This window comes from Thalassobacter sp. 16PALIMAR09 (genome assembly GCF_000765485.1).
Taxonomy (GTDB): domain Bacteria; phylum Pseudomonadota; class Alphaproteobacteria; order Rhodobacterales; family Rhodobacteraceae; genus Thalassobacter; species Thalassobacter stenotrophicus.
The window spans coordinates 271,899-295,249 of the sequence record NZ_JHAK01000003.1; the positions used below are offsets into that span (position 1 = coordinate 271,899).

The following is a 23,351-nucleotide window of genomic DNA, read 5'->3' on the forward strand; positions in this document are numbered from 1 at the left end:
AAAGGGGCGCGCGGACATGAACCTCAGCATTCCGGCTCACGACACGCGCATCCACATCTTTGCCGTCAGCGATACGGACACCGGGCCAGAACGGCAGACGTTCCTGAGCCAGCTTGAGGATCCGTCGGCCGTCGATACGACCCTGCCGATGCTGTTTGATCACCCCGCGTTGGACCCAACGGGGGCTGAGGTGTTCGCCGTGGCCGATATTGCGGGCATGGGGCTGCGCAGCTACCTGCAAGAGGCGTATGACATCGCGCCAGAGGTCCTTGCGCAATCCAAGGCGCGGCTCGATGGCTTGGGCGGCGATGTGATTATCCTGACCCCGCGTGCGCTGGGCCGGGCCGAGGTCACGCTGCACATGCCCGCCCACATCCGCCACATCGCCAGTCTCGCGCCTATTCCGGCGGACACTGCTCCGCGCGAGATGCCTGAGGTGGATTTGACACCCGCCGCCCCCAAGACGCCGTTCGTACCTCCGCGCCGCACGCCGCAACCTTGGGTCATCATCGTGGTGGCCGTTATCCTTTTGCTGATTTGGTTGGGGCAAGGCGGATGACCCGAGATGTGCCACGCCTGCCTCTGCCGGATGAGCGCGCGGTGATGTGGCTGCATGAGGACCGAGAGGTCCGTTTGCTCAGCGAACTGCTTCTTGCGGTGCTATGCATTCCCGCCGGCATGGCGTTTGTCGCGCTTTTGCGTGGCGGGGCCTATGACCCGGATGGCACCACGCTGCTGACGACCGCGCTTGGCCTTGCGCCGCTTGTCGCGCTGGCCAGCCTGCGGCGCCCATCCGATTATTTGCTCACGACTCACCGCATCGCAGAGGTCCAGCAGGGGCGGCTTTTGTGGTCTCTGCGGTATGAGCAGATCACCCGTATTCGCCGCATCGGCGCGACGCTACACTTGCGCGGCCGGGGCAAGACCACGTATGCGATCCAAAACCTCCGCCATGCCATATGGCTAGAGCAACACTTGTGGGAGCGAGCCGCCAGATGAGCCTGCGCTTTGAAAACGTCCGCCTGATTGATCCTGAACAGGGCACAGAAACCCTTGGCGCGCTGCGCATCGAGAACGGTGTCATCACCGCCGATGGTCCTGCGGACCGGGTGATTGATGGGGGTGGCAAATGCCTCGCCCCCGGGATTGTCGACATGGGTGTTAAGGTTGGTGAACCCGGTGAACGCCACAAAGAGAGCTTTCGCACGGCGGGTGCGGCGGCAGCGGCAGGTGGCGTTACGACGATTGTCTGCCGTCCCGACACGGACCCGGCTGTCGATACGCCCGAAACGCTGGAATACGCGCTGCGGCGGGGGCGGGACATGGCGCGGGTCAATGTCCACCAGATGGCTGCGCTGACCAAGGGCCGCGAAGGCCGTGAGATGGTCGAGATCGGGTTTTTGCAGGACGCAGGCGCGTTGGCCTTTACCGATTGCGATGCTGTCGTGACCAACACCAAGGTTTTGTCGCGCGCCATGACCTATGCCCGTGGTCTCGGCGCGCTGGTCATTGCCCACCCCCAAGAGCCGGGCCTTTCGGCGGGGTCGTCGGTGACCTCGGGCAAGTTTGCGACGCTGCGTGGTTTGCCGGGGGTTTCTCCTCTGGCGGAGCGGATCGGGCTGGAACGTGACCTCGCGCTGGTTGAGATGACGGGCGTGCGATACCACGCCGATCAGATCACTACGGCCCATGCGTTGCCTGCGTTGGAACGGGCCAAGGCGGCAGGTCTGGACGTCACGGCGGGCACCTCAATCCACCACCTCACGCTGAACGCGCTGGATGTGGATGACTACCGCACGTTCTTCAAAATCAAACCGCCCCTTCGCGCCGAAGAAGACCGCATCGCGATCGCCGAGGCCGTAGCGTCTGGCGCGATTGATATCATCAGCTCGATGCACACCCCGCAGGACGAAGAAAGCAAACGCCTCCCCTTTGAGGAGGCCGCCTCAGGGGCTGTCGCGCTCGAAACACTGTTGCCCGCTGCGATGCGATTGGTGCACGCAGGTCACATGGATCTCGCGACGCTGTGGCGCGCTCTGTCCCTTAACCCAGCCAAGCGTTTGGGCCTGCCCGGTGGGCGCTTGGCCGAAGGGGCGCCCGCGGATCTTGTGCTGTTTGATCCCGACGCGCCCTTCGTGATGGACCGCACGCGCCTACGGTCAAAATCCAAGAACACTCCCTATGATGGTCACCGGATGGAGGGTCGCGTGCTGGCCACCTATGTCGCCGGGGCCGAGGTCTTTAAACATGCTGCCTGAGATCAGCACTGCCCTGCCACTGTTGGGGCTAACGGCGGTGGCCGCCTACATGCTGGGGTCGGTGCCGTTCGGCATCGTGATGGCGCGGATGTTTGGCTTGGGGGATTTGCGGCAGGTTGGCTCTGGCAACATCGGGGCCACGAACGTCCTGCGGACAGGCAATAAACTGGCGGCTCTTTTGACCCTCTTGGGGGATGCAGGCAAAGGCGGGGCTGCGGTCCTGCTGGCCCGCGCGGCACTGGGCGAGGACGCCGCGCAACTGGCCGGTTTTGCGGCGTTCCTCGGGCATTGCTTTCCCGTCTTTCTGGGGTTCAAGGGCGGCAAAGGGGTGGCGACGTTCCTTGGTACGCTTCTGGCGCTCAGCTTTCCCATCGGGCTTGCGGCCTGTGCCACATGGGCCGTGATCGCGGCCGTTTTCCGGATTTCATCGCTCGCGGCACTTGTGGCGGCGGCGCTCTCTCCGATGGCTGCGACGCTGTTGGGCGCGCCACAGGCCATGGCACTATGCGTGGCTCTGGCTTTTCTGATCGGCCTGCGCCACCATGAAAACATTAATCGCCTGCTCAAGGGCAGCGAGCCAAGGATTGGTAAAAAAGGATAGAACCATGGATTTTGTGACGGCCGTCAAAACCTGTTTGACGAAGTATGCGGATTTTCAGGGCCGCGCGCGGCGATCCGAATACTGGTGGTTCTTTCTGTTCAACATTGGCATCGGGTTGGTCACCGCCTTGATCAGCGATGGCCTCAATGTGCTTTGGTCGCTCGCGATGCTGCTGCCATCCCTTGCCGTCGGTGTGCGTCGCTTGCACGACCGGGATATGCGCGGATGGTGGATTTTGCTCGTCTTGGTCCCGTTCATCGGCGGGCTTGCCTTGCTGATTATTCTCGCCCTCAAGGGCACGGATGGGCCAAACCGTTTCGGCGGTGATCCCATCTCGGGCGAACAAGCGCCCACAATGCGTGACCGCGGCGCCCCGTCCGAGTTTGATAACGTCATGGACGATAGCTACCGCAAATCTCGCATCCCGCGTTCAGGCGACGATAGCTAGGGCGTTTCCCAGTTCTCGATCGCCTCCATCGCTTCTTCGGCGGTCTCAACGAACCGGAACAGCTTGAGATCTTCTTCTGAGATCGTCCCCGCCTCGGCGAGCGTTTCCCAGTTGATGATCGACCGCCAGAATGCCTCCCCAAACAGCAGAAACGGCACCGGCTCCATGCGCTGTGTCTGGATCAGGGTCAGGGCTTCAAACGTTTCATCCAGCGTGCCAAAGCCGCCCGGAAACACCGTGATCGCGCGGGCGCGCATCAAAAAGTGCATCTTGCGGATAGCAAAATAGTGAAAGTTAAAGCTGAGGTCCGGGGTGACGTATTCGTTGGGCGCCTGCTCAAACGGAAGCACGATGTTCAACCCGATGGAGGCACCGCCCGCATCCATCGCGCCACGGTTTCCGGCCTCCATAACGCCGGGGCCACCGCCCGTTGCGATGACGTTTTCCTTGCCGTAGGTCTCCATCGATTTTTCGGTCATGAGCCGTGCGAATGTGCGGGCCTCATCATAGTATTTCGACAGTCCGGCCAGTGTTTCGGTCCGCGCAGGCGCGCCGGGGGCGGGGATGCGTGCGCCGCCAAACATCACAATTGTGCTATCGATCCCGCGCTCATCCATGATCATCTGCGGCTTGAGCAGTTCGAGTTGCAAACGCACCGGGCGCAGTTCTTCGCGCAGCATAAAATCCGAATCCGTAAAGGCGAGCCGGTAGGCGGGGGCACGTGTTTGCGGCGTGTCGGGTACAGCCTCCGCGGTGTGTCTGTCCTGCTCGCTATCGCGAAACGGGTGGCGGCGGGTATCATCTTTCATGGCAGATCCTTTCAGAACGCGTCCTTTCAGTTGATGGCCAATGTCTCAAATATGCAAGTGGCCACCCGTCATGGTGCCGTATAAGTGTGCAGGTAATAAGGCAAAGCGCTGCTAATTCCGCCCCTGCAACACCCCGGCTATTTTGGACCGTTCACCCCGCAAAATCATAGATTTTGGACGGGCGGGCTGACGTAGGGGCCCTCTGGCCGATTGCAGCCTCGCGCCCAGCCCGCTATAGCCCGCGCAATCGAACTGCACCGCTTGAGGGAGCCACCCATGTCCAACGCACAGCTTGAAACCGCCATCGAACTCGCCTGGGAAGGTCGTGACGCCATCACGCCTGACACCACGGGCCAAACCCGCGACGCGATTGAGGACACCCTCGCCGCGCTCGACAGCGGCACCCTGCGTGTCGCTGAGCGGCTGGAAAATGGCGATTGGCACGTTAACCAATGGGCCAAGAAAGCAGTGCTTTTGGGCTTCCGCATTAAGGATATGGAACCGCACACAGGTGGGCCGCAAGGCAGCACATGGTGGGACAAAGTCGACAGCAAATTCCACGGCTGGGATGCTGACGCATGGAAAACCGCAGGCTTCCGCGCTGTGCCAAACTGTGTCGTGCGCAAGTCCGCCTACATCGCCCCCGGCGTTGTTCTGATGCCTTCGTTCGTGAACCTCGGCGCCTACGTCGACAGCGGCACAATGGTCGACACATGGGCCACCGTCGGGTCCTGCGCGCAGATCGGCAAAAACGTCCACCTGTCGGGCGGCGTTGGCATTGGCGGCGTACTAGAACCAATGCAAGCAGGCCCCACAATCATTGAGGATAACTGCTTTATCGGCGCGCGCTCCGAGGTGGTCGAAGGCTGCATCGTACGCGAAGGCTCGGTGCTGGGCATGGGTGTGTTTATCGGCAAATCCACGAAAATCGTGGACCGTGAAACCGGCGAAGTGACCTACGGCGAAGTGCCTCCCTATTCGGTGGTTGTCGCGGGCTCCATGCCGTCGAAAAACGGCGTGAACCTGTATTGCGCGGTCATCGTGAAGCGCGTCGATGCACAGACCCGCTCCAAGACCGGGATTAACGAGCTGCTGCGGGACTAAACCCACCGCTAACTGATCAAATGCTGCCCAGAGGTGTGCTCTGGGCAGCATAAGGCTTCCTTAATCTCTGCGTGTTAGAGATTAACCTATGGTTGCCCGTTTCATCGCCCGGCTCTTGGCCTTTTTCCTGACTGCCCTGCCTGTGCAGGCGCAGGATGGGATGTACGTTGGGGCGTTTGTGGGTGTGGGTGCATCTCCTTACGCGGGCGAGGCCACCTCCACTGTCCTTCGGCCCACCTTGGGTGTGCGCACCGAAGCCTTTGACATCGGAACCAACGGCGCCACCGCACATATCGCACAGAGTGAGCGGGCCGCCCTTGATATCTTTCTCAGGCCTCGGTTCTTTGCCCTTACGCACAGCGATAGCCCGGAATTGGCCGGGATTGATCGTGACGTGACCCTTGATGCGGGGCTTAGCTACGCGCTGGATTTCGCCCAGGGCACGCGGCTTAATCTGTCCGTCGCGCACGAAATCACGGGTGAGCATCATGGCCAAGAGGCGGACTTGCGCCTTACGCAGCGCTTTGCCCTTGGGGCCATTCCACTGGGCGTCTACGCGGGCGCGCTGTGGCGGTCACAGGATTTGTCGCGCTACTTGTACGGGGTCACCGCAGCGGAGGCGTTTATTGGTCGACCTGCCTTTGATCCCGGCGCAACGACATCGCCCTACATCGGGGTGAACGCGTCCCTGCCGGTGTCGCCACGGGTGCGGGTGTTTGGCACGGTGCAGGCCGATTTCCTCGACCCAGCAATCACCGACAGCCCGATTGTGACCGAGGATGCGACCCTATCGCTCGGCGTCGGTATCCAATTCTCGTTCTGATCGCCTCTCTTGACATCAATAGGGCTGCGGCCCCATTTGGCGCGCATGACGGATGAAAAACCCAAAAAGCTCAAACGCACGCAGCATGTCTTTACGCTTCTGGTCGAAGTGGGCCGCAAGGACGGCGATGGCCTGCCTGATGGCTCCACCGGTGCGGCACTGATGTGCTATGCAGCTGGCGTGGATGAGGACGAAGCCGTGCGCGAAACCGTAGCGCTCCTGAAACACGCGGATCTCGCGCCGCTTGAGGTGACCGGCTACGGCACCTTGCAGGAACGTCTTGCCGAAGGGCACGACATCTCGGACGAGGAAAAGGACCTGATGGACCGCGCCTTGGCCGAAAACTCCGTCGTCGTGGCCCAAACCACCACGTTTTACCAAGACGCCTAAGCGGGCTATTCGGCGGCGAGGGGGCGCATGCCCATGCCGCCAATTTCAACGATCTCCGCCAAAACACCCTCAAACCGCGCTTTGAATGTGTGAAACTCACCGTTCGGCTGGATCAGCGGCTCATGCATATACAGGCTGCGGTCGATCTCAATTTGCAGGACATGCTGATTGTACGAGGGCCGCCCATAATGCTGCGCGATAAAGGCCCCGGCAAAGGGCGCATTGCGCGCAACGCGAAACCCCGCGCGACGAAACGCAGCCTCGGCAGCATCGGTGATCCGCCCGTTACACGATGCGCCAAACCGGTCGCCCAGAACGATCTCGGGGGGCAGATGCTGGGTGTGGTGGACAGAATCAATGGCCTCATGCGGCATCGAATGCACATCGATCAGGATTGCCCGGCCAAATTGTGTGCGGCTTTCGTCCAATAGCGACTGAAGCTGTCGATGATAGGGCCGCCAAATCGCTTCGATTCGCGCCAAGGCCTCACGGCGTGAAATTTTGCCCCGATAAATCGCCCGACCATTGGACACAACGCGCGGGATGACACCCAATCCACTGCTCACACGCGGGTTCAGCGCGCTGCGAGGGATGTCTTCAATGACCGCAGGGTCCAATTCGTCCTGCGACCGGTTTAGGTCGACATAGGCGCGCGGGGCATCCGCCGTAATCAGCGGCGCACCCAAACTGGGCACCCGATCCAGCAATAAATCAACAAATGCATCCTCTGAGGACCGAATCCCCCGCGAATCCAACACGCTCGCCTCCAAAAAAGCAGGGGTATACGTGCGGCCAGAATGCGGCGAGGCCACCACAACGGCGCTAGAACGCCCCTGCGGGAGGCTTAAATAGTAGGGTTCGGGGGTCATTTGCTCTCCTCTGGTACACTACTATAGACCGGTTTGCGCAATTGCCAAAAGTCCCCTTGCGTGCCCCTCGGGGAGCGCTTATAGACCCGTCCACAGCCGCGCCCCTAGGGGTGTGTGTTTCATAGGGTGATTAGCTCAGCGGTAGAGCACTTCGTTGACATCGAAGGGGTCACTGGTTCGATCCCAGTATCGCCCACCATTTGCCCTTTTGGGTACCACTGCTGGCGTCACCGCGCGCCGCGCTTGAGGAGATAGAACATGAAGGTTAAGAACTCGCTTCGTTCGCTCAAGAGCCGCCACCGCGACTGCCGTGTGGTGCGCCGTAAGGGCCGGGTCTACGTGATCAACAAGACCCAGCGTCGGTTTAAAGCCCGCCAAGGTTAATTGGCAGCTTAAGATCGTTCGCGAACCGTTGAAGGCCGTCCCTTGGGGCGGCTTTTTGCGTTTCATCCCCCGGTTACACACGGCGCATTCGCCCACAAAAAAGGCGACCCCACCGGAGCCGCCTTTTCCAATTCGCTCAAAGCCCCCGCTTAGCTGGGGTCTTTGGTTTTCCGCAGGTAGGGAAAGATCGTCTCAAACGCGCCGAACTTGGCCTTTGCATCGTCATTTGAAACCGACGGCGGGATGATCACATCCTCACCTGGGACCCAGTTCGCAGGCGTGGCGACACCGTGCTTCAGGCCAGCTTGCAACCCGTCCAGCGCGCGCAGGATTTCGGCAAAGTTGCGCCCCACAGTCATCGGATAGGTCATCGACAGCTTCAGCTGCTTGTCCGGGCCGATCACGAACACCGAACGCACCGTCGCGCTATCGGCGGGGGTGCGGCCGTCGGGCAAATATGCGTCCTCAGGCAGCATGTCGTACAACTTGGACACGGTCAGGTCCTCATCGGCGATGATCGGGAAACCTGCTTTCGCGCCCGCATAGCTCTCGATGTCGCCCTTCCATTTGCGGTGGTCTTCAACGCCGTCCACGGAAATCCCGATCACCTTCGTGTCGCGCTTTTCCCACTCATCGGCCAATTGGGCCACGGCACCGAACTCGGTGGTGCAGACGGGGGTGAAATCCTTGGGGTGGCTGAACAGAATGGCCCAGCTGTCGCCGATCCAGTCGTGAAAATTGATCTCGCCTTCGCTGGTGTCCGCCGTGAAATTCGGCACAACCTGATTGATGCGCAAGCCCATGAGAAACTCCTCGTTAAATTTGGCTGTTGTCGTGAAATATAAGCATTCCGTCGTGGCACAACAGGCCCCCAACGGCTATCTGCGGCATAACGCGCGCAAACAGGGAGTTTAGCCATGAAACACGCACGACATTTCTTCATCAACGGTGAGTGGGTGGCCCCCAGCACCGATGCCACGATGGACGTCATCGACCCCTCAACCGAGGAAGTCACGGAAACCATCGCGCTGGGTGCGCAGGCCGACACAGACGCCGCTGTTGCCGCCGCCAAAGCCGCCTTCCCCGCATGGGCTGCAACCCCCCTCGCGGAGCGGGTCAAGCTGATGGAGCGCGTGCGCGAAATCTACATCGCCCGTGCCGATGAGATGGCAGATGCCATCAGCCGCGAAATGGGCGCGCCCCAGCAGTTGGCCAAGGTCAATCAGGTCGGTGCTGGCACATGGCACATGGATGGCTTCCTTGAAGCCCTGCCGGAGATCGAATTTGAAGCGCCTCTGGCCTCATCCCCATCCGAGCGTACCCTGTTGGAGCCTATCGGCGTTTGCGCGCTGATCACGCCTTGGAACTGGCCGATGAACCAGATCGTGCTCAAGGCGGTGCCCGCGCTGCTGATGGGCAACACTGCGGTACTGAAACCTTCCGAGGTTGCGCCCCTGTCGGGTCTGCTGTTCGCAGAATTCCTCGAAGAAGCTGGCGTCCCCGCGGGCGTGTTCAACCTTGTGAACGGTGATGGCCCGGGCGTGGGCAGCCAGCTGTCGTGCCACCCCGATGTGGATATGGTCAGCTTCACGGGCTCCTCGCGGGCCGGCATCGCGATCTCCAAGGCCGCAGCTGACACCCTTAAACGCGTCAGCCTTGAGCTGGGCGGCAAAGGCGCAAACATCGTGTTTGCAGACGCCGATGCGAACGCGGTGATTGATGGCGTGGCGCGGTGCTTCCGCAACACGGGCCAATCGTGCAACGCCCCCACCCGGATGCTGGTCGAAGCAAGCCGCTACGACGAAGCCGTGGCCCAAGCCACCAAAGCCGCCAACGAAACCGAAGTTGGCTTGGCAAGCGATCCGGGCCGTCACATCGGCCCCCTCGTGTCCGAGGCACAGTTCAACAAAGTGCAGGGCCTGATCGAGACCGGCATCAACGAAGGCGCGCGCCTCGTTGCGGGTGGCGCGGGTCGTCCCGATGGCATGAACCGCGGCTACTTTGCGCGGCCCACGGTCTTTGCGGATGTGACCCCCGACATGGCGATCTACCGTGAGGAAATCTTTGGCCCCGTGTTGTCGATCCTCCCGTTTGAGACCGAGGAACAGGCCATCGCGATCGCCAACGACACGCCCTACGGTCTGACCAACTACATCCAAACCACCGACACCGATAAACGTCGCCGCGTCGCGCGCGCGGTCCGGTCCGGCATGGTGGAAACCAACGGCAAGGGCTTTGGCAAAGGCTCCCCGTTCGGCGGTTACAAGCAGTCGGGCAATGGGCGCGAAGCGGGCAAATGGGGCCTGCACGAGTTCGCCGAGGTCAAAGCAGTCTCCGGCTGGGATGACTGATCTAGACATTTTGATTTTTGATGGGGCGTCGCAATGCGGCGCCCCTAGTTTTTTGCGCGATCCCGCTGTCGCGCCTCATAGGCGTCCCATACGTGCATCCGCCCCTTCTGACACGCGTCCGCCAGCCAGAGTTTGCGGCGCAAGCCATCGGCCTCTAGTGCGCGATACCGACCATTGGAAAACTTGGGCCAATCCAGCGCAAGGCCCAGCTTGACCATTTCTGCCGAAAGATCGCGGCCATCGTCCAACGTACATCGCGCGACACAGCGGCCATGATCGTCCTCGGCGATGATGTGTGCATGCACCCGCTCACCTTTGCACAGCTTGAATAAAGCCCATTTGGCAGTCTTGCCATGCGGGTGATTAAACTCCGGAGCGTCGACGCCAAACAATCTGATCTCACGCTTCTTTATCCGAAGACTATCTCCATCAATAACATAAGCCGCCCCGACGAGGATTTCACGAGGCTGCACCGGGGCCGTCACCTTGATTGGTGCGGATCTTGGCGGGATTGGTGCCGGTGTTTTGACTTGCGATGTTTCTATCGCAACCGTCTCTGCGGGGGCAGACACAGCGGGTGGTTCAACCGATATGGGGTCCGGCGTGCTTGGCCCTATGGGGCGCTCCGCCTTGGGACTGGGGGCGCTATTCTGCGGCGGTGGGGGCGCTTTGCCGGATCGCAGGCTCCGAATGATCCCTATTAAGCCAAGCGCGAATGCTACGCTGAGTGCTATCGATAACGGGTCCAATGGCGTCTCCGACTGGCTTTGGGCACAATGTGCCATGCCAGTCGAACGTAGCACTCGCCTGCACGCTCGCCCTAGTTAAATCTCAATGAGATATCTAAAGAGCGTGCGTGGTAAGAACTAGCCTGAAAAATAGTCGCGCAGGATCGAGGTATAGATGCCCTTGAGTTGGCTGATCTGCTCCACGCGAACACGCTCATCCACAGCGTGCATCCGGTGCCCTACAAGGCCAAACTCCACGACGGGGCAATGGCGCATCACAAAACGCGCATCCGACGTGCCACCACCCGTGGACATCACGGGCACGCGGTTGGTTTCGCGTTGTACTGCTCGCGCAACCAGATCCGTCAGTGGCCCGGGGGGCGTGAGGAAACTTTCGCCAGACACCCGGGTCGTCATCGCAACGCCCACGCCAAATTCCGCCGCCACTTTGTCCGCTTCTGATTGCAGCCAATCAGTCAGCGACGCGCTGGTGTGGATGTCATTGAACCGGATGTTGACGGTGCCCCGGGTCTCAGCCGGGATGACGTTGGTCGCAGTGTTACCAGTGTCGATCGTCGTGACCGCAAGTGTTGAGGGATCAAAATGCGCATTGCCCTGATCCAGCTCATGACGGCTCAGCCGGTCCATCAACGTGACCAAAGCAGGCATTGGGTTCAATGCCTTATGCGGATATGCGACGTGGCCCTGTGTGCCGGTCACCCTAAAAAACGCAGAGATCGAGCCGCGCCGCCCAATCTTCATCATGTCGCCCATGTCCGCGGATGACGTCGGCTCCCCGACGAGGCAGTCGGTCATCGCCTCGCCCTGCGCCGCCATCCAATCCAACAGGGCCACGGTGCCATCTGTCGCGGGGCCTTCTTCGTCCCCGGTGATCGCAAGGATCAGCGCGCCCTCAGGCGGGGTGTCGCGCACAAATTCTACCGCTGCCGCGACAAAGGCCGCCACGCCGGATTTCATATCCGTTGCACCGCGCCCATATAGCCAGCCGTCCTCGATTTCTGCGCCAAATGGTGGCTTGGTCCACTCATTCACGTCGCCCAAGGGCACAACATCCGTGTGCCCGTTGTAGCCAAACGTGCGCGTGTGACCCTTGTCGCCCCAACGCGCAAATAGGTTTGAGGTCTCGCCCCGGTCAACGCGGGTGCAGCTGAACCCTGCCTCTTCCAATAGGTCTTGCAACAAGACAAGCGCGCCCCCCTCTTCTGGCGTAATCGAGGGGCAGCGAACAAGGCGGGCGGTCAGGTCAACGGGATCAATCATAGCGCCTGCCTAGCGCAAGGCGCGGCCCTTGAGAATAGCCCCCTCACCAAAACGCGCGCGGATTTTGTCGGTGGCCCGCTCCGCGTCGGCCCGTTTGCCCGCGTTAGGGTCCAACAAATCGCCGGTGCGGTCTGCGCCCTCTGCGGGTTCCAAATCGGATAGTCCCACCCCTAACAACCGAAACGGCCCACGCAGGCCCGCCGCATCATACAGCCCCTTCGCCGTGCGATAAATCCGGTCGGCCATCTGCGTGGCATCCCCCAACGAAAGCCGCCGGGTGACCAATGCGAAATCCGCCGTCTTTAGCTTTAGCGTCACGACCCGCCCAGCAATGCCCTTGGCCTTAGCTCGGTCGCTGACCTTTTCGGACAGCCGCCAAATATGGCCATCCAACACGTCACCATCCGCCGTATCGTCATGAAATGTCGTTTCATTCGAGATCGACTTGACCGGCGCACGGGATGAGACTTTGCGCGGGTCCTGTCCTCGGCTCAGGTGCCACAAACGGTCCCCCATACTGCCAAATCGCGCCCCCAGATCGGCACGATCCCAGCGGCGTAGATCCGCGAAAGTGCGGATACCCGCAGTCTCCAACGCCTCTTGCCCGGCGGGACCGATGCCAAAAATCATCCGCACCGGTTTGTCCTGCAAAAACGCATCCGTTTCCGCCGCGCCAATCACCGCAAACCCCTGCGGTTTATCAAGGTCCGAGGCGATTTTCGCCAGAAACTTGTTGTGTGACAATCCGATAGAGCCGGTGATCCCGATCTCTTCGCGCATCCGCTTGACCAACCGCGCCAGCATAACAGCAGGCGGGGCACCATGCAGCCGCGCCGTACCGGTCAGGTCCATGAACGCTTCGTCCAACGACAGCGGCTCTACCTCAGGGGTCAGTTCTTCCATCAAGGCCCGCACAGCGCGTGAGACTTCGACATAGACCTCCATCCGTCCCCGCACGACCACAGCCTCGGGGCATAGCTTCATCGCTTGGAACATCGGCATCGCGGACCGTACGCCCTTGATCCGGGCGATGTAGCACGCCGTGGACACAACCCCCCGCCGCCCTCCACCGATGATCACGGGCTTGTCGGCCAACTCCGGGTTGTCGCGTTTTTCGACGCTGGCATAGAACGCGTCGCAATCCATATGCGCGATGCCCAAATCCCACAGCTCCGGGTGCGACAGCAACCGGGGTGAGCCACATGTGGGGCACCGCCGGGGCGCGGCATCCAACTGGGCCAAACAATCACGACAAAGGGTGGGCATGGGGCAATCTACCCGCAACAACCCTCGCGCATCAATGGGTTCCGCAAAGGGGGCGAACGCCCTATATGTGACCTTGGGGCAGTGTTGGAGAGCATTATGAACATTGAAGATATCTTATTGGGATTTGTCGGAAACAACGCGGTCTGGATCGTGCTGGCCGGCTTTATTATCACGACGATCCTGCTGGGCGTGCGCATTGTGCCCCAGTCCGAAAAGCACGTGGTCGAGCGGTTCGGCCGCCTTCGGTCGGTGCTTGGGCCAGGGATCAACCTGATCGTGCCGTTTCTTGACAAGGTCGCGCACCGGATTTCGATCCTCGAACGCCAATTGCCAAACGCCAGCCAAGACGCGATCACCGCGGATAACGTGTTGGTGCAGGTCGAAACGTCGGTGTTCTACCGCATCACCGAGCCTGAGCGCACCGTCTACCGCATCCGTGACGTGGATGCCGCCATCGCCACGACTGTCGCGGGCATCGTCCGGGCCGAAATCGGCAAGATGGAACTGGACGACGTGCAGGCCAACCGCTCAAGCCTCATCCATGAGATTAAGATCGCGGTCGAAACCGCCGTCGACGACTGGGGCATTGAGGTCACGCGCGCCGAACTTCTGGACGTGAACCTCGACCAAGCCACCCGCGACGCGATGCTCCAACAGCTCAACGCCGAACGTGCCCGCCGCGCCGCCGTGACCGAGGCTGAGGGTGCGCGCCGTGCCGTCGAACTCGCCGCCGACGCAGACCTCTACGCCGCCGAACAAGCTGCCAAAGCCCGCCGCGTCCAAGCCGATGCTGAGGCCTACGCGACCCAAGTCGTGGCACACGCCATCAAGGAAAACGGCCTTGAGGCGGCGCAATACCAAGTCGCCCTCAAACAGGTAGAAGCGTTGACCTCACTGGGCGCGTCACAAGGCTCCCAAACCGTGGTCGTCCCGGCCTCCGCAATGGATGCCTTCGGTGAAGCCTTCAAAATGCTTCGGGGCCGCACATGATGCTTTGGGCTACATGGTGGATCTGGATCGTCGCGGCGATCATCCTCGGCATCCTCGAAATGCTAGCGCCCGCGTTCGTTCTGCTGGGCTTCGCAATCGGGGCGGGGCTGGTCGGCGCGGGCCTCGGCCTCGGCGTCCTAACCGGCTTTGGCCTGCCCGCGCTGATGGCTATCTTCGCCATTGCTTCACTGGCGGGCTGGATCGGCCTACGCCTGATGTTCCGGATCAAAGGCGATAAACCCAAAACCTTCGACTACGACATCAACGACTAGCCGCGCCTCTTTGGTTTGAAAATATCCCGGGGGAGGCCCGCTCGGGCCGGGGGCAGCGCCCCCAACGCCCCCTCAGACCCCTAAATGGACCGCAATTCCTCAACAACCGCCTGTGCGGCCTGACGCGGGTCAACGGCCGTATGGATCGGGCGGCCTACGACTATGTGGTCGGCCCCATCCCCAATCGCGGAGGCAGGCGTCGCCACCCGCTTCTGATCGCCCAAGGCCGCGCCCGCAGGCCGCACACCGGGTGTCACGATTAACCGGCCTGTGGCTTCGGGTAGGGCGCGGATCAATGCGGCCTCGTGGGGTGATGCGATCACCCCGTCGGCACCGGCCTCAAGGGCCCGCCCGGCGCGTTCCACGACCAAATCGCCGATCGCTCCGTCTTTGATCATGCAGGCGTCCAAATCCGCTCGGTCCAGCGACGTCAGCACCGTCACCCCAAGAATTTTCAGGTTCGATCCCGCCGCGCCTTCTTTGGCTGCGCGCACCACATGCGGATCACCATGCACCGTCAGAAAATCGATATCGAACTGTGCCAAACCACGCACCGCGGCTTCGATCGTGTTCGAAATGTCAAAGAGCTTCATATCAAGGAAGATCTTCTTGCCGTGCTCGTCCTTCAACTCATTGGCCAAGGCAAGGCCACCGCCGGTCAACATGCCCAAGCCGATCTTATAAAACGACACTGCATCGCCCAACCGCTCAGCCAAGGCCAAACCTGCCAGCGCGTTGGGGACGTCCATGGCCACAATCAGGCGGTCATCGGCGGGTGTTTGGATTTGGTCGGTCATGGCATCGGCTCCGGGATCAGGTCGCCGCTCTCCTACGCCGCCGCGCTGGGTGCTGTCCAGTGAAGTGGCGCCCAAATCAATGTATACATTAATGTATACGTTACGCCTCGGCCATGCGCAGGACCTCGGCCCACTCTTCTGGGGTCACGGGCTGGACGGACAATCGCGGCGATTTCACCAAGGCCATGTCCGCGAGTGCGGGGTTGGCCTTGATCCGCGCAAGCGTGACGGGCCGGGACAGTGCCGTCTTTGCGCGGATGTCCACGCAGTCCCACCGGGGGTCATCCGTGCTGCTGTCGGGGTGGGCAAGGGCGCAGACCTCAACAATGCCCACCACTGCTTTTTGGTCCTGCGAATGGTAGAAAAAGCCCAAATCCCCAATCGCCATGGCCCGCATGAAATTGCGGGCCTGATAGTTGCGCACGCCGTCCCATTCCTCCCCCTGATCGCCCTTGGCGACTTGATCGGTCCACGACCAAACAGAGGGTTCGGATTTAAAGAGCCAGTGCGCCGCCATCAGCCGATAACCCGGTTCCATGCCTCAATTCGGACGTCAGCAAAAAGATCGGCCAGCTTGTAGGGGTCAGCGGCGGCCCAAGCTTCGGCCTCGGCGCGGTCAGCCACGTCCAAAATCACCAATGACCCGCACATATCACCGTTCGCATCCAAAAACGGCCCGGCCTGCGTGACATTTGTGGATTTCAAGTAAGCCACGTGGTCGGCGCGGTTGGCTTGGCGAACCTCTAGGTGGCTGGGCTTGTCGGTGCAGATAACAGCGTAAAACATGGGGTTATTCCTCTTTTAGGCGCCTGCTGAGCAAGCGAGACATAGCATCTTTGACGGTGATTTGACCCGTGACAATCGCGGCAGTCACGGCGGTGATCGGCAGGTCCAGCCCTTCGGCTGCAGCGCGGGTGTGCAGGGCCTGGGCCGTGGCGCGACCTTCGACTGTGGCGTGGGCGGGGGTGGTTCCGGCCCCAAGGGCAAGTCCGTAGGTATAATTGCGCGACTGCGCCGAGGTGCAGGTTAGCGCTAGATCGCCAAAGCCGGACAGGCCCTGAAGCGTCTCGGGCTGCGCGCCGACATGGGCCGCAAAGCGCTGCATTTCTGCAAACCCGCGCGTCATCAACGCCGCCCGCGCGCTTTCGCCTAAACCCGCGCCCATCGCACAGCCACAAGCAATCGCAATCACGTTCTTGAGGGCGCCGCCCAGTTCGACCCCTGTCACATCCGTGGTGCGGTAAAGCCGCAGCGTCGGGGTGGACAGTGCGTCCTGCAATTTAGATCCGGCGGTCTCATCGGCGCATCCAAGGCTGAGCGCGGTGGGCAAGCCGCGCGCGATGTCGGCGGCAAAGCTGGGACCGGACAGGACCGCTGGGGTCACATGGGGCCACGCGCTTGCGATAATCTCGGCCGGGCCGGTCAGCCGGGTCCGGTCGATCCCCTTGCAGCATGCCACCGCATAACGCGCCGACAGCCCGGAAAGCGTTGGCAGCGTATCGGCCAACGCCTGCATGGGCATCGCGAGCAATAGCACGTCACAGCCCGCCAAGTCGTTGATATCACCTGTGATATGGACTGCCTCTGGCAAGGTAATGCCGGGCAGGCGCGGGGTCGTGCGGGATGCGGCGACAGCCACCATACCCGCGCGGCCCCAAAGCCAAACAGGGCCGTTAGCTGCGAGCGATACGGCCAAGGCCGTGCCAAATGCGCCAGCACCCACAACGCCGATCTTCATGCCTTGGCCCCCTTTTTGCCCGATCCCAGAAGGGCGGGGCTGGTGGTGTCCAGCGGCCAACGGGGGCGTGCGGCTAGGGTCATGTCGTCGCGCGCGCCAAGGGCCAAACGCTCCGCGCCCGCCCATGCGATCATCGCGGCGTTGTCGGTGCACAGCCGCAAGGGCGGGGCGCAGAACGGCAAGTTCGCCTCATCCGCCAGCTGGGTCAGCCCGGCACGCAAGGTTTGGTTGGCCGCGACGCCACCGGCCACCGCGAAGGTCGTGGCATCCGGGCACAGGGCCAATGCGCGGTGGCTTTTGGCAACCAGAACGTCCCGCACGGCGGCTTGGAAGGCGGCGCACAGGTCGGCGCGCACGGCTTCATGCAGGCCGCCGTCACGCGCGATCACTGCGTCGCGGGCACGCAGAACAGCCGTTTTGAGGCCCGAGAAGGACATGTCGCAATTGGGGCGGTCCAGCAGGGGCCGGGGCAGGGCAAAGCCCTCGGGGTCACCGGATTGGGCCGCAGCCTCAACCGATGGGCCGCCAGGTTGCGGAAGACCCAGAATACGCGCGGTTTTGTCAAACGCTTCGCCGGGGGCGTCGTCAATCGTGCCGCCCAAACGGGTGAAATCATCAGGGCCATCAACCCGCAAAAACTGGCAATGTCCGCCGGATACCAGCAGCATGACATAGGGAAAGGCGATGCCGTCGGTCATGCGCGGGGTCAGCGCGTGCCCCGCAAGGTGATTGACCCCAATCAGCGGCAAGCCGCGCGTCGCGGCCAAGCCCTTGGCGCACATAACGCCCGCCAAAACGCCGCCGATTAGGCCCGGCCCTGCGGTCACGGCGATGGCGTCGATGGCGCCTAGGGTAATGTCGGCTTCTTGCAGTGCTGCCTCTACGGCGAGGTCGATTTTCTCGGCGTGGGCGCGGGCCGCGATTTCGGGCACAACGCCACCGAATTCCGCGTGCAAGGCGGTTTGGCCATACACGATCGACGACGCGATGGGCGTGGGCGCGCCAAAGCGGACGACCGCGCTTGCGGTGTCGTCGCAGCTGCTTTCGAGCCCCAGAACTGTCAGCACTTGTGCCATGGGCCTCCTTCGGTCAGCCTAGGGGCAGGTAACATCGGGACCCCGCGCTGACAATGGGCCCCAAACGGAGACACCCGCTTGCATTTGCTTTTGACGCGTCCTGCCTTGGCCTCGGCTCGCTTTTTGGCGGGGCTAGAGGCGACTATGGGCCGCGCGGTGCCAGCCGTTGTGTCGCCGTTGTTGCGGATCGCGCCGCACGGGCCGTTGCCCGATTTGGCAGATGGCGATGCGGTGATTTTCACCTCTGAGGCGGGTGTAACGGCGTGGGCCGCGCTGGGCGGCGGGGCTGTGGGGCGGGCGTGGTGTGTTGGTGCGCGCACGGCTGCGGCGGCGCAAACCTTGGGGTTTGAGGTCGCGGGCGTTGCCGAAACGGCCGATGCGTTGGTCGTGTTGGTGGCGGAGCCGGGCCCGGTGGTCCACCTGCACGGGCGGTTCACGCGGGGCGATGTTGTGGGGCGGTTACAGGCGCGGGGCCTGCGGGTGTCGGGCCATTGCATCTATGACCAAGTGGCGCAGCCCCTGAGCGATGAGGCGCTTGGGGTATTGGGGGCGGAGGGCGCAATATGTGTGCCGTTGTTTTCGCCCCGAACCGCAGAGATTTTGGCCAAGGCCCTGCCAACGTCCTTGCGCGCCACGCTTTTTGTCTGCGCCATGAGTGAGGCGGTGGCGGAGGCGGCGGCGGATATCCAGGCGGCTGATTTGCGCATCGCGGCGGCCCCGACGGGGGATGCAATGCGTAAAGAAGTGGCAAATTGCCTGACCTCTCGCCACGTCACTTGAGACCTTAACCGAAGCGGACTAAGCTCATGACTCGGTAGGTGTCAGTTTTTGGTGACACCTGCGCATGTACACTTCGGAGGGGGTCCGTCAGTCGTGGCGAAGTCGTCTAAATCAAAGGCCTCAGAGAAGGCGCACGTAGAAGAAGCCGAAATCGCGGATGAAGCGGTTGAGGTGCCTGAGCCCAGTCAGAGCACGGATATGCCTGAGATTGAGGACGCGGTGAGTGCCGATGAGGTCCTTGATGTGACCGATGAGGCTGTGGCCGAAACGGTTGAAGATGTTGAACCGGCTGATGCTGAGCCGGTGGACGAGAGTTCCGAAGTAAAAGATGTTGAGGCGCTTGAGCTTGAAGAGTTTGAGACGCCCGAGATTGAGACCGCTGAGGCCGATGTTGCGCCCGAACCAGCGCCACCGACCCCCGAGCCTGAGCCAAAGAAGAGCGGATTTGTGCCGCTTTTGTTGGGCGGTGTGATTGCGGCGGGCCTTGGCTACGCGGTGCCGACCTATTTGATGCCACAAGAGAACGCGGCCGTCGTGGCGCTTCAGGAGCAGGTGGCTGCGCTTGAAACCAGCGTGGGGGAGGCGGATGCCCGCGCTGCTGAGGCGCAGGATCAAGCCCAGACAGCCAGTGATGCCGCCGCCGCGATTGTGGTGCCGGATGTTACGCCGCTTGAACAAACGGCCGCAGATTTGACCGCACAGCTTGCGCAGTTGGAGGCGCGAATTGCAGCACTCGAGGCGCGCCCCGTGGGGGATGACAGTGGGATCACCGAGGGTGATTTTGCCAATCTGCGCGCGCTTTTGGCGGAACAACAGGCAGCAAGTGCTGCTTTGACCGCCGATATGCAGCGCATGGCGTCGCTTCAGGCCGAGGGCCTTGCGAACGCTGAGACCGAGGCGCTGAATGCGGCACGTGCCGCGCAAAGGGCTGCCGCGTTGCAGGTCGTGCGCACGGCGCTGGAAACGGGTGAGCCGTTTGAGACCGCCCTCGACACGCTTGAAAATGTGCCAGACGCGCTGAGCGCTGTTGCCGCCGATGGGGTTGCCACCGCCGAAAGCCTGCAAAACGCCTTTCCTGATCTGTCGCGCGCATCGCTTGCGGCGGCGCGGGCTGCCGCAGCCGAAGGGGATGCGGCGGGCAGCATCCTAGCGTTTGTGCAAAAACAAGTGGGGGCACGGTCCGTGACCCCGCGCGAAGGGGATGACCCCGATGCGGTTCTGTCCCGCGCCGAGGCCGCTGTGCGCGCCGCCGATTGGGGCACCGCATTGACCGAGATCGCCGCCTTGCCAGAGGCCGCGCAGGCCCCGCTGGCAGAATGGCAAACCGCCGCGCAAACCCGCGCCGCCGCCGCCACCGCTCTTTCTGATTTTGAAGCCGCAAATTAAGGATCTGCCATGCTTTGGACCCTTTTGAAAATACTCGTCTTTGTGGCTTTGGTCGGCGCGCTGGCCTTCGGGGCGGAGTTCTTGATCGCCTCTAGCGACTACATCCGCATTGTGCTTTTGGGCACGGAATACACGCTGCCGCCGCTGATTGCGGTGATCTCGTTGGCGGTTTTGTTGCTGGGTATGTGGTTGCTGTTGAAGGTCGCTGGCCTGTTGGTGGCGCTTTTGCGGTTCATCAACGGGGACGAAACGGCGCTGTCGCGGTATTTTGACCGGAACCGGGAAAAACGCGGGTATGAGGCGTTGTCGGATGGGATGATGGCCTTGGCCTCAGGTGATCACCGGACCGCGATTTCCAAGGCGCAAAAGGCCGAACGCCTGCTGCGCCGTCCTGATTTGACGACCCTTTTGACGGCCCAGGCCGCCGAAGGTGCGGGCGACGCGCTGACGGCAGAAACCGCGTATAAACGCCTGCTGCAAGAGGACCGCACGCGGTTCGTCGGCGTGCGTGGATTGCTGTCGCAGCAACTGGCGGCGGGACAGACGGACAAGGCGATGAAGCTGGCGGAGAAAGCCTTTGCGCTGAAGCCGCGCCACACCGAAACGCAGGACGTTTTGTTAAAGCTACAGGCGCAGGACGAAAACTGGGTCGGCGCGCGTCAGACGTTAACGGCCAAGCTGAAATCCGGTTCCTTGCCCAAGGATGTGCACAAGCGGCGCTCAGCGGTTTTGGCGCTGGCCTCGGCGCGGGATGCCTTGGCGCAGGGTAAAACCGACAGCGCGCGAGCCGAAAGCCTAGAGGCGAACCGCATGTCGCCCGATTTGGTGCCCGCAGCTGTTATGGCTGCGCGGATGCATATCGACAGCGGCAACGCACGTGCGGCGACCAAGGTGCTTAAGGCTGCGTGGAAATCCCAGCCGCATCCCGACCTTGCGGCGGCCTTTGCCCAGATCGCCGCCGATGAGACGCCACAAGCGCGGATCAAACGGTTTGCCCCACTGCTAAAGCTGTTGCCCGGCCATGCCGAGACCAAGCTGCTGGAGGCCGAATTGCAGATCGCGGCAGAGGATTTTGCCGCAGCGCGCCGTGCGATGGGCGACATCGCCGAGAGCCAACCAACCACCCGCGCCCTGTCCCTTATGGCCGCGATTGAGCGGGGCGAAGGCGCGGACGATGTGGTCGTGCGCGGCTGGCTGGCACGGGCGCTGACGGTATCGCGCGGGCCGCAGTGGTGCTGTGACGCTTGCGGCAATGTGCAGGGCGTTTGGGGGCCGTTGTGTGACGAATGCGGCAGCTTTGATACGCTCGCATGGACCGAGCCCAAGACTTCCGGTGACGCGCCCGCGTTGAACACGGAAATGCTGCCCCTGATCGTGGGTGCCCTTGAAAACAAGGCCGCGGATGAGCCTGAGGTGGTTGATGCGCCTGAGCTTGAGGACGCGGTGGTGGAGGGCGAAGCGACCCCCTTGCAGGAGCCTGAGCCAGCAACCACTCGCTAGGCCGAGTACGATCAAGAGCCGCCCCGGTGCGATCCGCAGGGGCGGCTTTTTTGTGTCCGGTGGTTAAGCGGCGCGTTGGTTGCGGTGGATGATGCGGGGCATATGCGTGACGACCTCGGCGATTGCAGAAATCGCGATCAGCTGGGCGTCCCGCAGGGAGGGGATCGTGCCAATGGGGCCGTGCAGGCGGGTCAATTGTGTCTCGGACACGCCCTTTTCCCGCAGCAACATCATCCGCAAGGACATCGCGTTCGTGCTGCCCAAGCTACCGATAAAGGCGGCATCGGTGCGCAGGGCTTGTTCCAGAAGGGCAGGTTCCCAATCGTGGTCATGAAACAGGGTCAGGAATGCGCTGTGTTCATCGATGTAGTCCATCGCGGGCGCGTGCTCTGGCGAGCTGAGGCTGTGGCTATGGGCGGTCACGAAAGGGGCGATGGCCTCTAGGTCTTCGGGGTCGGGAGACAGCGCGCCGATCTCAAACCCTGCGGCATGAGCGGCCTTGGCGGTTGCGCGAAAAACGGCGCCGCGCCCGGCGAGGATCAGTTGAAACTTGGGAGTATAGCTAAAGGTGCGAGGGCCTGCGCCCTCAGGCAAAGTCACGGTCAGATCGGCGGGTTTGCGGGCCTGCAATGCCGTGTGTGCGTCCATGATGGCGGCATGGTCCGGCGCGGGGTCAATCACCGCCTTGAGCGAGCCGCCGCAGGGCAGTTTGAGGTCCAGATAGGGCGAGCCTGCCCCGTAGTGCAGCAGCCGTCTGGTGCCTGTGTGCAAAGCCTCTTGGGCTTGGAATTGGATGTCGCGATCAATGCAGCCATTCGACAAGTAGCCGACCATTCGGCCGCTTGCCTCAACCAAAGCGAGTGAGCCCAATTCCCGCGCGGAGCCGCCCTGAATTTCGACCGACGTGATCAGCGCAAAGCGTGTGCCGGCCTTAATCAGGCGAGCGGCCTGCGCGATCACATCGGCAGGCTGCTCAATATAGTCGATGGGTTCAGCCAACGGTTTCGGTGTCCACGACTTCGGCGAACTTTGTAAAGAACTTAGATGCCAGTTTCTTGGACGTGCTGACAATCAAGCGGCTGCCTAGTTGCGCAAGCTTTCCGCCGATTTCGGCCTTGGCTTCATAGCGTAGGATCGTGCTGTCACCATCGGCAGTGAGCGTCACATCCGCGCCGCCTTTTGCGTGGCCCGCGGCCCCGCCTGTGCCCTGACCGGTCAGCGAAAACGCATCCGGCGCGCCCGTGGTATCCAGCACAACGTTGCCCGCAAACCGCGCCTTTACGGGGCCGATTTTCAGCAGGACCTTGGCCTCCAGCTCGGTGTCGGAATGTTTGATCAACTCTTCGCAGCCCGGGATGCATTGTTGCAGGATTTCGGGGTCGTTCAGCGCGGCGTAGACTTGGTCTTTGGGGGCGTTGATGGTGATTTCGTCAGAGAGTTCCATTGCGTGTCCTCATTAGCAGCAGGGAAATTTGATACGAGCGATTTGGTCCGACTGCT

General features: G+C 62.0%; 28 protein-coding genes and 1 tRNA gene. 16 read left to right on the forward strand and 13 right to left on the reverse strand.

Annotated elements, in window-relative coordinates:
- Positions 1-16 precede the first annotated feature (16 nt).
- From PM04_RS08730 to PM04_RS08750, 5 genes are read left to right on the forward strand one after another with little or no spacing between them, the layout of a single operon-like run.
- Positions 17-559: a hypothetical protein gene (locus PM04_RS08730; RefSeq protein WP_038005752.1), complete on the forward strand. Its 543-nt coding sequence runs from the start codon at positions 17-19 to the stop codon at positions 557-559.
- Entirely contained in the window at positions 556-999 is a 444-nt protein-coding gene (locus PM04_RS08735; protein ID WP_038005753.1) for a hypothetical protein, read from the forward strand. The genes PM04_RS08730 and PM04_RS08735 overlap by 4 nt, the downstream gene beginning before the upstream one ends.
- Positions 996-2,258, forward strand: a complete 1,263-nt coding sequence (gene pyrC / locus PM04_RS08740; RefSeq protein ID WP_038005754.1) for a dihydroorotase — start codon at positions 996-998, stop codon at positions 2,256-2,258. The genes PM04_RS08735 and pyrC overlap by 4 nt, the downstream gene beginning before the upstream one ends.
- Positions 2,248-2,859 (forward strand): glycerol-3-phosphate 1-O-acyltransferase PlsY, encoded by a 612-nt coding sequence (gene plsY / locus PM04_RS08745; protein WP_152594010.1) that lies wholly within the window; start codon positions 2,248-2,250, stop codon positions 2,857-2,859. Before pyrC ends, plsY begins: the two co-directional genes overlap by 11 nt.
- A 4-nt stretch (positions 2,860-2,863) precedes the next feature.
- Entirely contained in the window at positions 2,864-3,307 is a 444-nt protein-coding gene (locus tag PM04_RS08750) for a DUF805 domain-containing protein (protein WP_081946004.1), read from the forward strand.
- On the opposite strand, the gene PM04_RS08755 is transcribed toward PM04_RS08750, so the two are convergent.
- A complete protein-coding gene (locus tag PM04_RS08755) occupies positions 3,304-4,116 on the reverse strand; it encodes a TIGR00730 family Rossman fold protein (RefSeq protein ID WP_038005755.1) in 813 nt (270 codons plus the stop codon). The two genes, PM04_RS08750 and PM04_RS08755, sit on opposite strands and share 4 nt — an antisense overlap.
- Positions 4,117-4,392: 276 nt before the next feature.
- Here PM04_RS08755 and dapD point away from each other — a divergent pair, with 276 nt between their 5' ends.
- The 3 genes from dapD (at position 4,393) to PM04_RS08770 (ending at position 6,433) form a co-directional block, all read left to right on the forward strand.
- Positions 4,393-5,220: a 2,3,4,5-tetrahydropyridine-2,6-dicarboxylate N-succinyltransferase gene (gene dapD, locus PM04_RS08760; RefSeq protein ID WP_038005756.1), complete on the forward strand. Its 828-nt coding sequence runs from the start codon at positions 4,393-4,395 to the stop codon at positions 5,218-5,220.
- An 88-nt stretch (positions 5,221-5,308) separates the two neighbouring features.
- Positions 5,309-6,043, forward strand: a complete 735-nt coding sequence (locus PM04_RS08765) for a MipA/OmpV family protein (RefSeq protein ID WP_038005758.1) — start codon at positions 5,309-5,311, stop codon at positions 6,041-6,043.
- Positions 6,044-6,088: 45 nt separating this feature from the next.
- Entirely contained in the window at positions 6,089-6,433 is a 345-nt protein-coding gene (locus PM04_RS08770; protein ID WP_038005759.1) for a hypothetical protein, read from the forward strand.
- A gap of 5 nt (positions 6,434-6,438) precedes the next feature.
- On the opposite strand, the gene PM04_RS08775 is transcribed toward PM04_RS08770, so the two are convergent.
- A complete protein-coding gene (locus PM04_RS08775) occupies positions 6,439-7,302 on the reverse strand; it encodes an N-formylglutamate amidohydrolase (RefSeq protein ID WP_038005760.1) in 864 nt (287 codons plus the stop codon).
- Between the two features lie 124 nt (positions 7,303-7,426).
- Here PM04_RS08775 and PM04_RS08780 point away from each other — a divergent pair.
- Both PM04_RS08780 and ykgO read left to right on the forward strand, forming a co-directional pair.
- Positions 7,427-7,501, forward strand: a tRNA-Val gene (locus PM04_RS08780).
- A 59-nt stretch (positions 7,502-7,560) separates the two neighbouring features.
- On the forward strand, positions 7,561-7,686 hold the full coding sequence (gene ykgO / locus PM04_RS17650) for a type B 50S ribosomal protein L36 (protein ID WP_050529488.1): 126 nt from the start codon (positions 7,561-7,563) through the stop codon (positions 7,684-7,686).
- Positions 7,687-7,835: 149 nt separating this feature from the next.
- On the opposite strand, the gene PM04_RS08785 is transcribed toward ykgO, so the two are convergent.
- On the reverse strand, positions 7,836-8,489 hold the full coding sequence (locus PM04_RS08785; RefSeq protein ID WP_038005762.1) for a peroxiredoxin: 654 nt from the start codon (positions 8,487-8,489) through the stop codon (positions 7,836-7,838).
- 114 nt (positions 8,490-8,603) lie between these two features.
- On the opposite strand from PM04_RS08785, the gene PM04_RS08790 reads away from it, so the two are divergent.
- Positions 8,604-10,037, forward strand: a complete 1,434-nt coding sequence (locus PM04_RS08790; RefSeq protein ID WP_038005763.1) for an aldehyde dehydrogenase family protein — start codon at positions 8,604-8,606, stop codon at positions 10,035-10,037.
- Between the two features lie 44 nt (positions 10,038-10,081).
- Here the strand turns inward: PM04_RS08790 and PM04_RS18185 are convergent, their stop codons facing one another.
- The 3 genes from PM04_RS18185 to PM04_RS08805 all read right to left on the reverse strand — a co-directional run bounded on the left by PM04_RS18185 (position 10,082) and on the right by PM04_RS08805 (position 13,312).
- Entirely contained in the window at positions 10,082-10,429 is a 348-nt protein-coding gene (locus PM04_RS18185) for a thermonuclease family protein (protein WP_052068346.1), read from the reverse strand.
- A 474-nt stretch (positions 10,430-10,903) separates the two neighbouring features.
- Positions 10,904-12,046 carry a succinyl-diaminopimelate desuccinylase gene (dapE, locus tag PM04_RS08800; RefSeq protein WP_038005765.1) on the reverse strand — a complete coding sequence of 381 codons (1,143 nt, stop codon included), beginning with the start codon at positions 12,044-12,046 and terminating at the stop codon, positions 10,904-10,906.
- A 9-nt stretch (positions 12,047-12,055) separates the two neighbouring features.
- Complete coding sequence (locus tag PM04_RS08805) at positions 12,056-13,312, reverse strand: DNA polymerase IV (RefSeq protein ID WP_038005767.1); 1,257 nt, start codon at positions 13,310-13,312, stop codon at positions 12,056-12,058.
- 96 nt (positions 13,313-13,408) lie between these two features.
- Here PM04_RS08805 and PM04_RS08810 point away from each other — a divergent pair, with 96 nt between their 5' ends.
- Both PM04_RS08810 and PM04_RS08815 read left to right on the forward strand, forming a co-directional pair.
- The gene (locus PM04_RS08810; protein WP_038005768.1) at positions 13,409-14,302 is read left to right on the forward strand and encodes an SPFH domain-containing protein; all 894 of its coding nucleotides are present in this window, start codon (positions 13,409-13,411) and stop codon (positions 14,300-14,302) included.
- The gene (locus PM04_RS08815; RefSeq protein WP_052068345.1) at positions 14,299-14,574 is read left to right on the forward strand and encodes an NfeD family protein; all 276 of its coding nucleotides are present in this window, start codon (positions 14,299-14,301) and stop codon (positions 14,572-14,574) included. Before PM04_RS08810 ends, PM04_RS08815 begins: the two co-directional genes overlap by 4 nt.
- Positions 14,575-14,654: 80 nt before the next feature.
- Here the strand turns inward: PM04_RS08815 and pyrF are convergent, their stop codons facing one another.
- From pyrF to tsaD, 5 genes are all read right to left on the reverse strand, one after another.
- The gene (pyrF, locus tag PM04_RS08820; RefSeq protein WP_038005770.1) at positions 14,655-15,371 is read right to left on the reverse strand and encodes an orotidine-5'-phosphate decarboxylase; all 717 of its coding nucleotides are present in this window, start codon (positions 15,369-15,371) and stop codon (positions 14,655-14,657) included.
- 100 nt (positions 15,372-15,471) lie between these two features.
- A complete protein-coding gene (locus PM04_RS08825) occupies positions 15,472-15,909 on the reverse strand; it encodes an EVE domain-containing protein (protein WP_081946002.1) in 438 nt (145 codons plus the stop codon).
- Positions 15,888-16,157: a YciI family protein gene (locus PM04_RS08830; protein ID WP_038005773.1), complete on the reverse strand. Its 270-nt coding sequence runs from the start codon at positions 16,155-16,157 to the stop codon at positions 15,888-15,890. The genes PM04_RS08825 and PM04_RS08830 overlap by 22 nt, the downstream gene beginning before the upstream one ends.
- A gap of 4 nt (positions 16,158-16,161) precedes the next feature.
- On the reverse strand, positions 16,162-17,109 hold the full coding sequence (locus PM04_RS08835) for an NAD(P)H-dependent glycerol-3-phosphate dehydrogenase (protein WP_038005775.1): 948 nt from the start codon (positions 17,107-17,109) through the stop codon (positions 16,162-16,164).
- Positions 17,106-18,185 carry a tRNA (adenosine(37)-N6)-threonylcarbamoyltransferase complex transferase subunit TsaD gene (tsaD, locus tag PM04_RS08840; protein ID WP_038005776.1) on the reverse strand — a complete coding sequence of 360 codons (1,080 nt, stop codon included), beginning with the start codon at positions 18,183-18,185 and terminating at the stop codon, positions 17,106-17,108. The genes PM04_RS08835 and tsaD overlap by 4 nt, the downstream gene beginning before the upstream one ends.
- A 78-nt stretch (positions 18,186-18,263) precedes the next feature.
- On the opposite strand from tsaD, the gene PM04_RS08845 reads away from it, so the two are divergent.
- The 3 genes from PM04_RS08845 to PM04_RS08855 all read left to right on the forward strand — a co-directional run bounded on the left by PM04_RS08845 (position 18,264) and on the right by PM04_RS08855 (position 21,851).
- Positions 18,264-18,965 carry a uroporphyrinogen-III synthase gene (locus PM04_RS08845; protein ID WP_038005777.1) on the forward strand — a complete coding sequence of 234 codons (702 nt, stop codon included), beginning with the start codon at positions 18,264-18,266 and terminating at the stop codon, positions 18,963-18,965.
- 93 nt (positions 18,966-19,058) lie between these two features.
- Positions 19,059-20,351, forward strand: a complete 1,293-nt coding sequence (locus PM04_RS08850) for a COG4223 family protein (RefSeq protein WP_052068344.1) — start codon at positions 19,059-19,061, stop codon at positions 20,349-20,351.
- A 9-nt stretch (positions 20,352-20,360) separates the two neighbouring features.
- Positions 20,361-21,851 carry a heme biosynthesis protein HemY gene (locus PM04_RS08855; protein ID WP_038005779.1) on the forward strand — a complete coding sequence of 497 codons (1,491 nt, stop codon included), beginning with the start codon at positions 20,361-20,363 and terminating at the stop codon, positions 21,849-21,851.
- Positions 21,852-21,914: 63 nt separating this feature from the next.
- On the opposite strand, the gene PM04_RS08860 is transcribed toward PM04_RS08855, so the two are convergent.
- Together PM04_RS08860 and PM04_RS08865 are read right to left on the reverse strand one after the other, a co-directional pair.
- Positions 21,915-22,850, reverse strand: a complete 936-nt coding sequence (locus tag PM04_RS08860; RefSeq protein ID WP_052068343.1) for an XdhC family protein — start codon at positions 22,848-22,850, stop codon at positions 21,915-21,917.
- Positions 22,843-23,295, reverse strand: coding sequence for a CoxG family protein (locus PM04_RS08865; protein WP_038005780.1), 453 nt, complete (start codon positions 23,293-23,295; stop codon positions 22,843-22,845). The genes PM04_RS08860 and PM04_RS08865 overlap by 8 nt, the downstream gene beginning before the upstream one ends.
- Positions 23,296-23,351: the final 56 nt, after the last annotated feature.

What these genes read in the sequence shown, in the direction of transcription:
- PM04_RS08775 (WP_038005760.1), bottom strand. Translation starts at nt 7,302, where the DNA reads ATGACCCCCGAACCCTACTATTTAAGCCTCCCGCAGGGGCGTTCTAGC.
- PM04_RS08730 (WP_038005752.1), top strand. Translation starts at nt 17, where the DNA reads ATGAACCTCAGCATTCCGGCTCACGACACGCGCATCCACATCTTTGCC.
- tsaD (WP_038005776.1), bottom strand. Translation starts at nt 18,185, where the DNA reads ATGGCACAAGTGCTGACAGTTCTGGGGCTCGAAAGCAGCTGCGACGAC.
- PM04_RS08755 (WP_038005755.1), bottom strand. Translation starts at nt 4,116, where the DNA reads ATGAAAGATGATACCCGCCGCCACCCGTTTCGCGATAGCGAGCAGGAC.
- PM04_RS08770 (WP_038005759.1), top strand. Translation starts at nt 6,089, where the DNA reads ATGACGGATGAAAAACCCAAAAAGCTCAAACGCACGCAGCATGTCTTT.
- pyrC (WP_038005754.1), top strand. Translation starts at nt 996, where the DNA reads ATGAGCCTGCGCTTTGAAAACGTCCGCCTGATTGATCCTGAACAGGGC.
- dapD (WP_038005756.1), top strand. Translation starts at nt 4,393, where the DNA reads ATGTCCAACGCACAGCTTGAAACCGCCATCGAACTCGCCTGGGAAGGT.
- PM04_RS08855 (WP_038005779.1), top strand. Translation starts at nt 20,361, where the DNA reads ATGCTTTGGACCCTTTTGAAAATACTCGTCTTTGTGGCTTTGGTCGGC.
- PM04_RS08815 (WP_052068345.1), top strand. Translation starts at nt 14,299, where the DNA reads ATGATGCTTTGGGCTACATGGTGGATCTGGATCGTCGCGGCGATCATC.
- PM04_RS08805 (WP_038005767.1), bottom strand. Translation starts at nt 13,312, where the DNA reads ATGCCCACCCTTTGTCGTGATTGTTTGGCCCAGTTGGATGCCGCGCCC.
- PM04_RS08810 (WP_038005768.1), top strand. Translation starts at nt 13,409, where the DNA reads ATGAACATTGAAGATATCTTATTGGGATTTGTCGGAAACAACGCGGTC.
- PM04_RS08825 (WP_081946002.1), bottom strand. Translation starts at nt 15,909, where the DNA reads ATGGAACCGGGTTATCGGCTGATGGCGGCGCACTGGCTCTTTAAATCC.
- PM04_RS08865 (WP_038005780.1), bottom strand. Translation starts at nt 23,295, where the DNA reads ATGGAACTCTCTGACGAAATCACCATCAACGCCCCCAAAGACCAAGTC.
- dapE (WP_038005765.1), bottom strand. Translation starts at nt 12,046, where the DNA reads ATGATTGATCCCGTTGACCTGACCGCCCGCCTTGTTCGCTGCCCCTCG.
- plsY (WP_152594010.1), top strand. Translation starts at nt 2,248, where the DNA reads ATGCTGCCTGAGATCAGCACTGCCCTGCCACTGTTGGGGCTAACGGCG.
- PM04_RS08785 (WP_038005762.1), bottom strand. Translation starts at nt 8,489, where the DNA reads ATGGGCTTGCGCATCAATCAGGTTGTGCCGAATTTCACGGCGGACACC.
- PM04_RS08765 (WP_038005758.1), top strand. Translation starts at nt 5,309, where the DNA reads ATGGTTGCCCGTTTCATCGCCCGGCTCTTGGCCTTTTTCCTGACTGCC.
- PM04_RS08750 (WP_081946004.1), top strand. Translation starts at nt 2,864, where the DNA reads ATGGATTTTGTGACGGCCGTCAAAACCTGTTTGACGAAGTATGCGGAT.
- ykgO (WP_050529488.1), top strand. Translation starts at nt 7,561, where the DNA reads ATGAAGGTTAAGAACTCGCTTCGTTCGCTCAAGAGCCGCCACCGCGAC.
- PM04_RS08830 (WP_038005773.1), bottom strand. Translation starts at nt 16,157, where the DNA reads ATGTTTTACGCTGTTATCTGCACCGACAAGCCCAGCCACCTAGAGGTT.
- PM04_RS08735 (WP_038005753.1), top strand. Translation starts at nt 556, where the DNA reads ATGACCCGAGATGTGCCACGCCTGCCTCTGCCGGATGAGCGCGCGGTG.
- PM04_RS08790 (WP_038005763.1), top strand. Translation starts at nt 8,604, where the DNA reads ATGAAACACGCACGACATTTCTTCATCAACGGTGAGTGGGTGGCCCCC.
- PM04_RS08835 (WP_038005775.1), bottom strand. Translation starts at nt 17,109, where the DNA reads ATGAAGATCGGCGTTGTGGGTGCTGGCGCATTTGGCACGGCCTTGGCC.
- pyrF (WP_038005770.1), bottom strand. Translation starts at nt 15,371, where the DNA reads ATGACCGACCAAATCCAAACACCCGCCGATGACCGCCTGATTGTGGCC.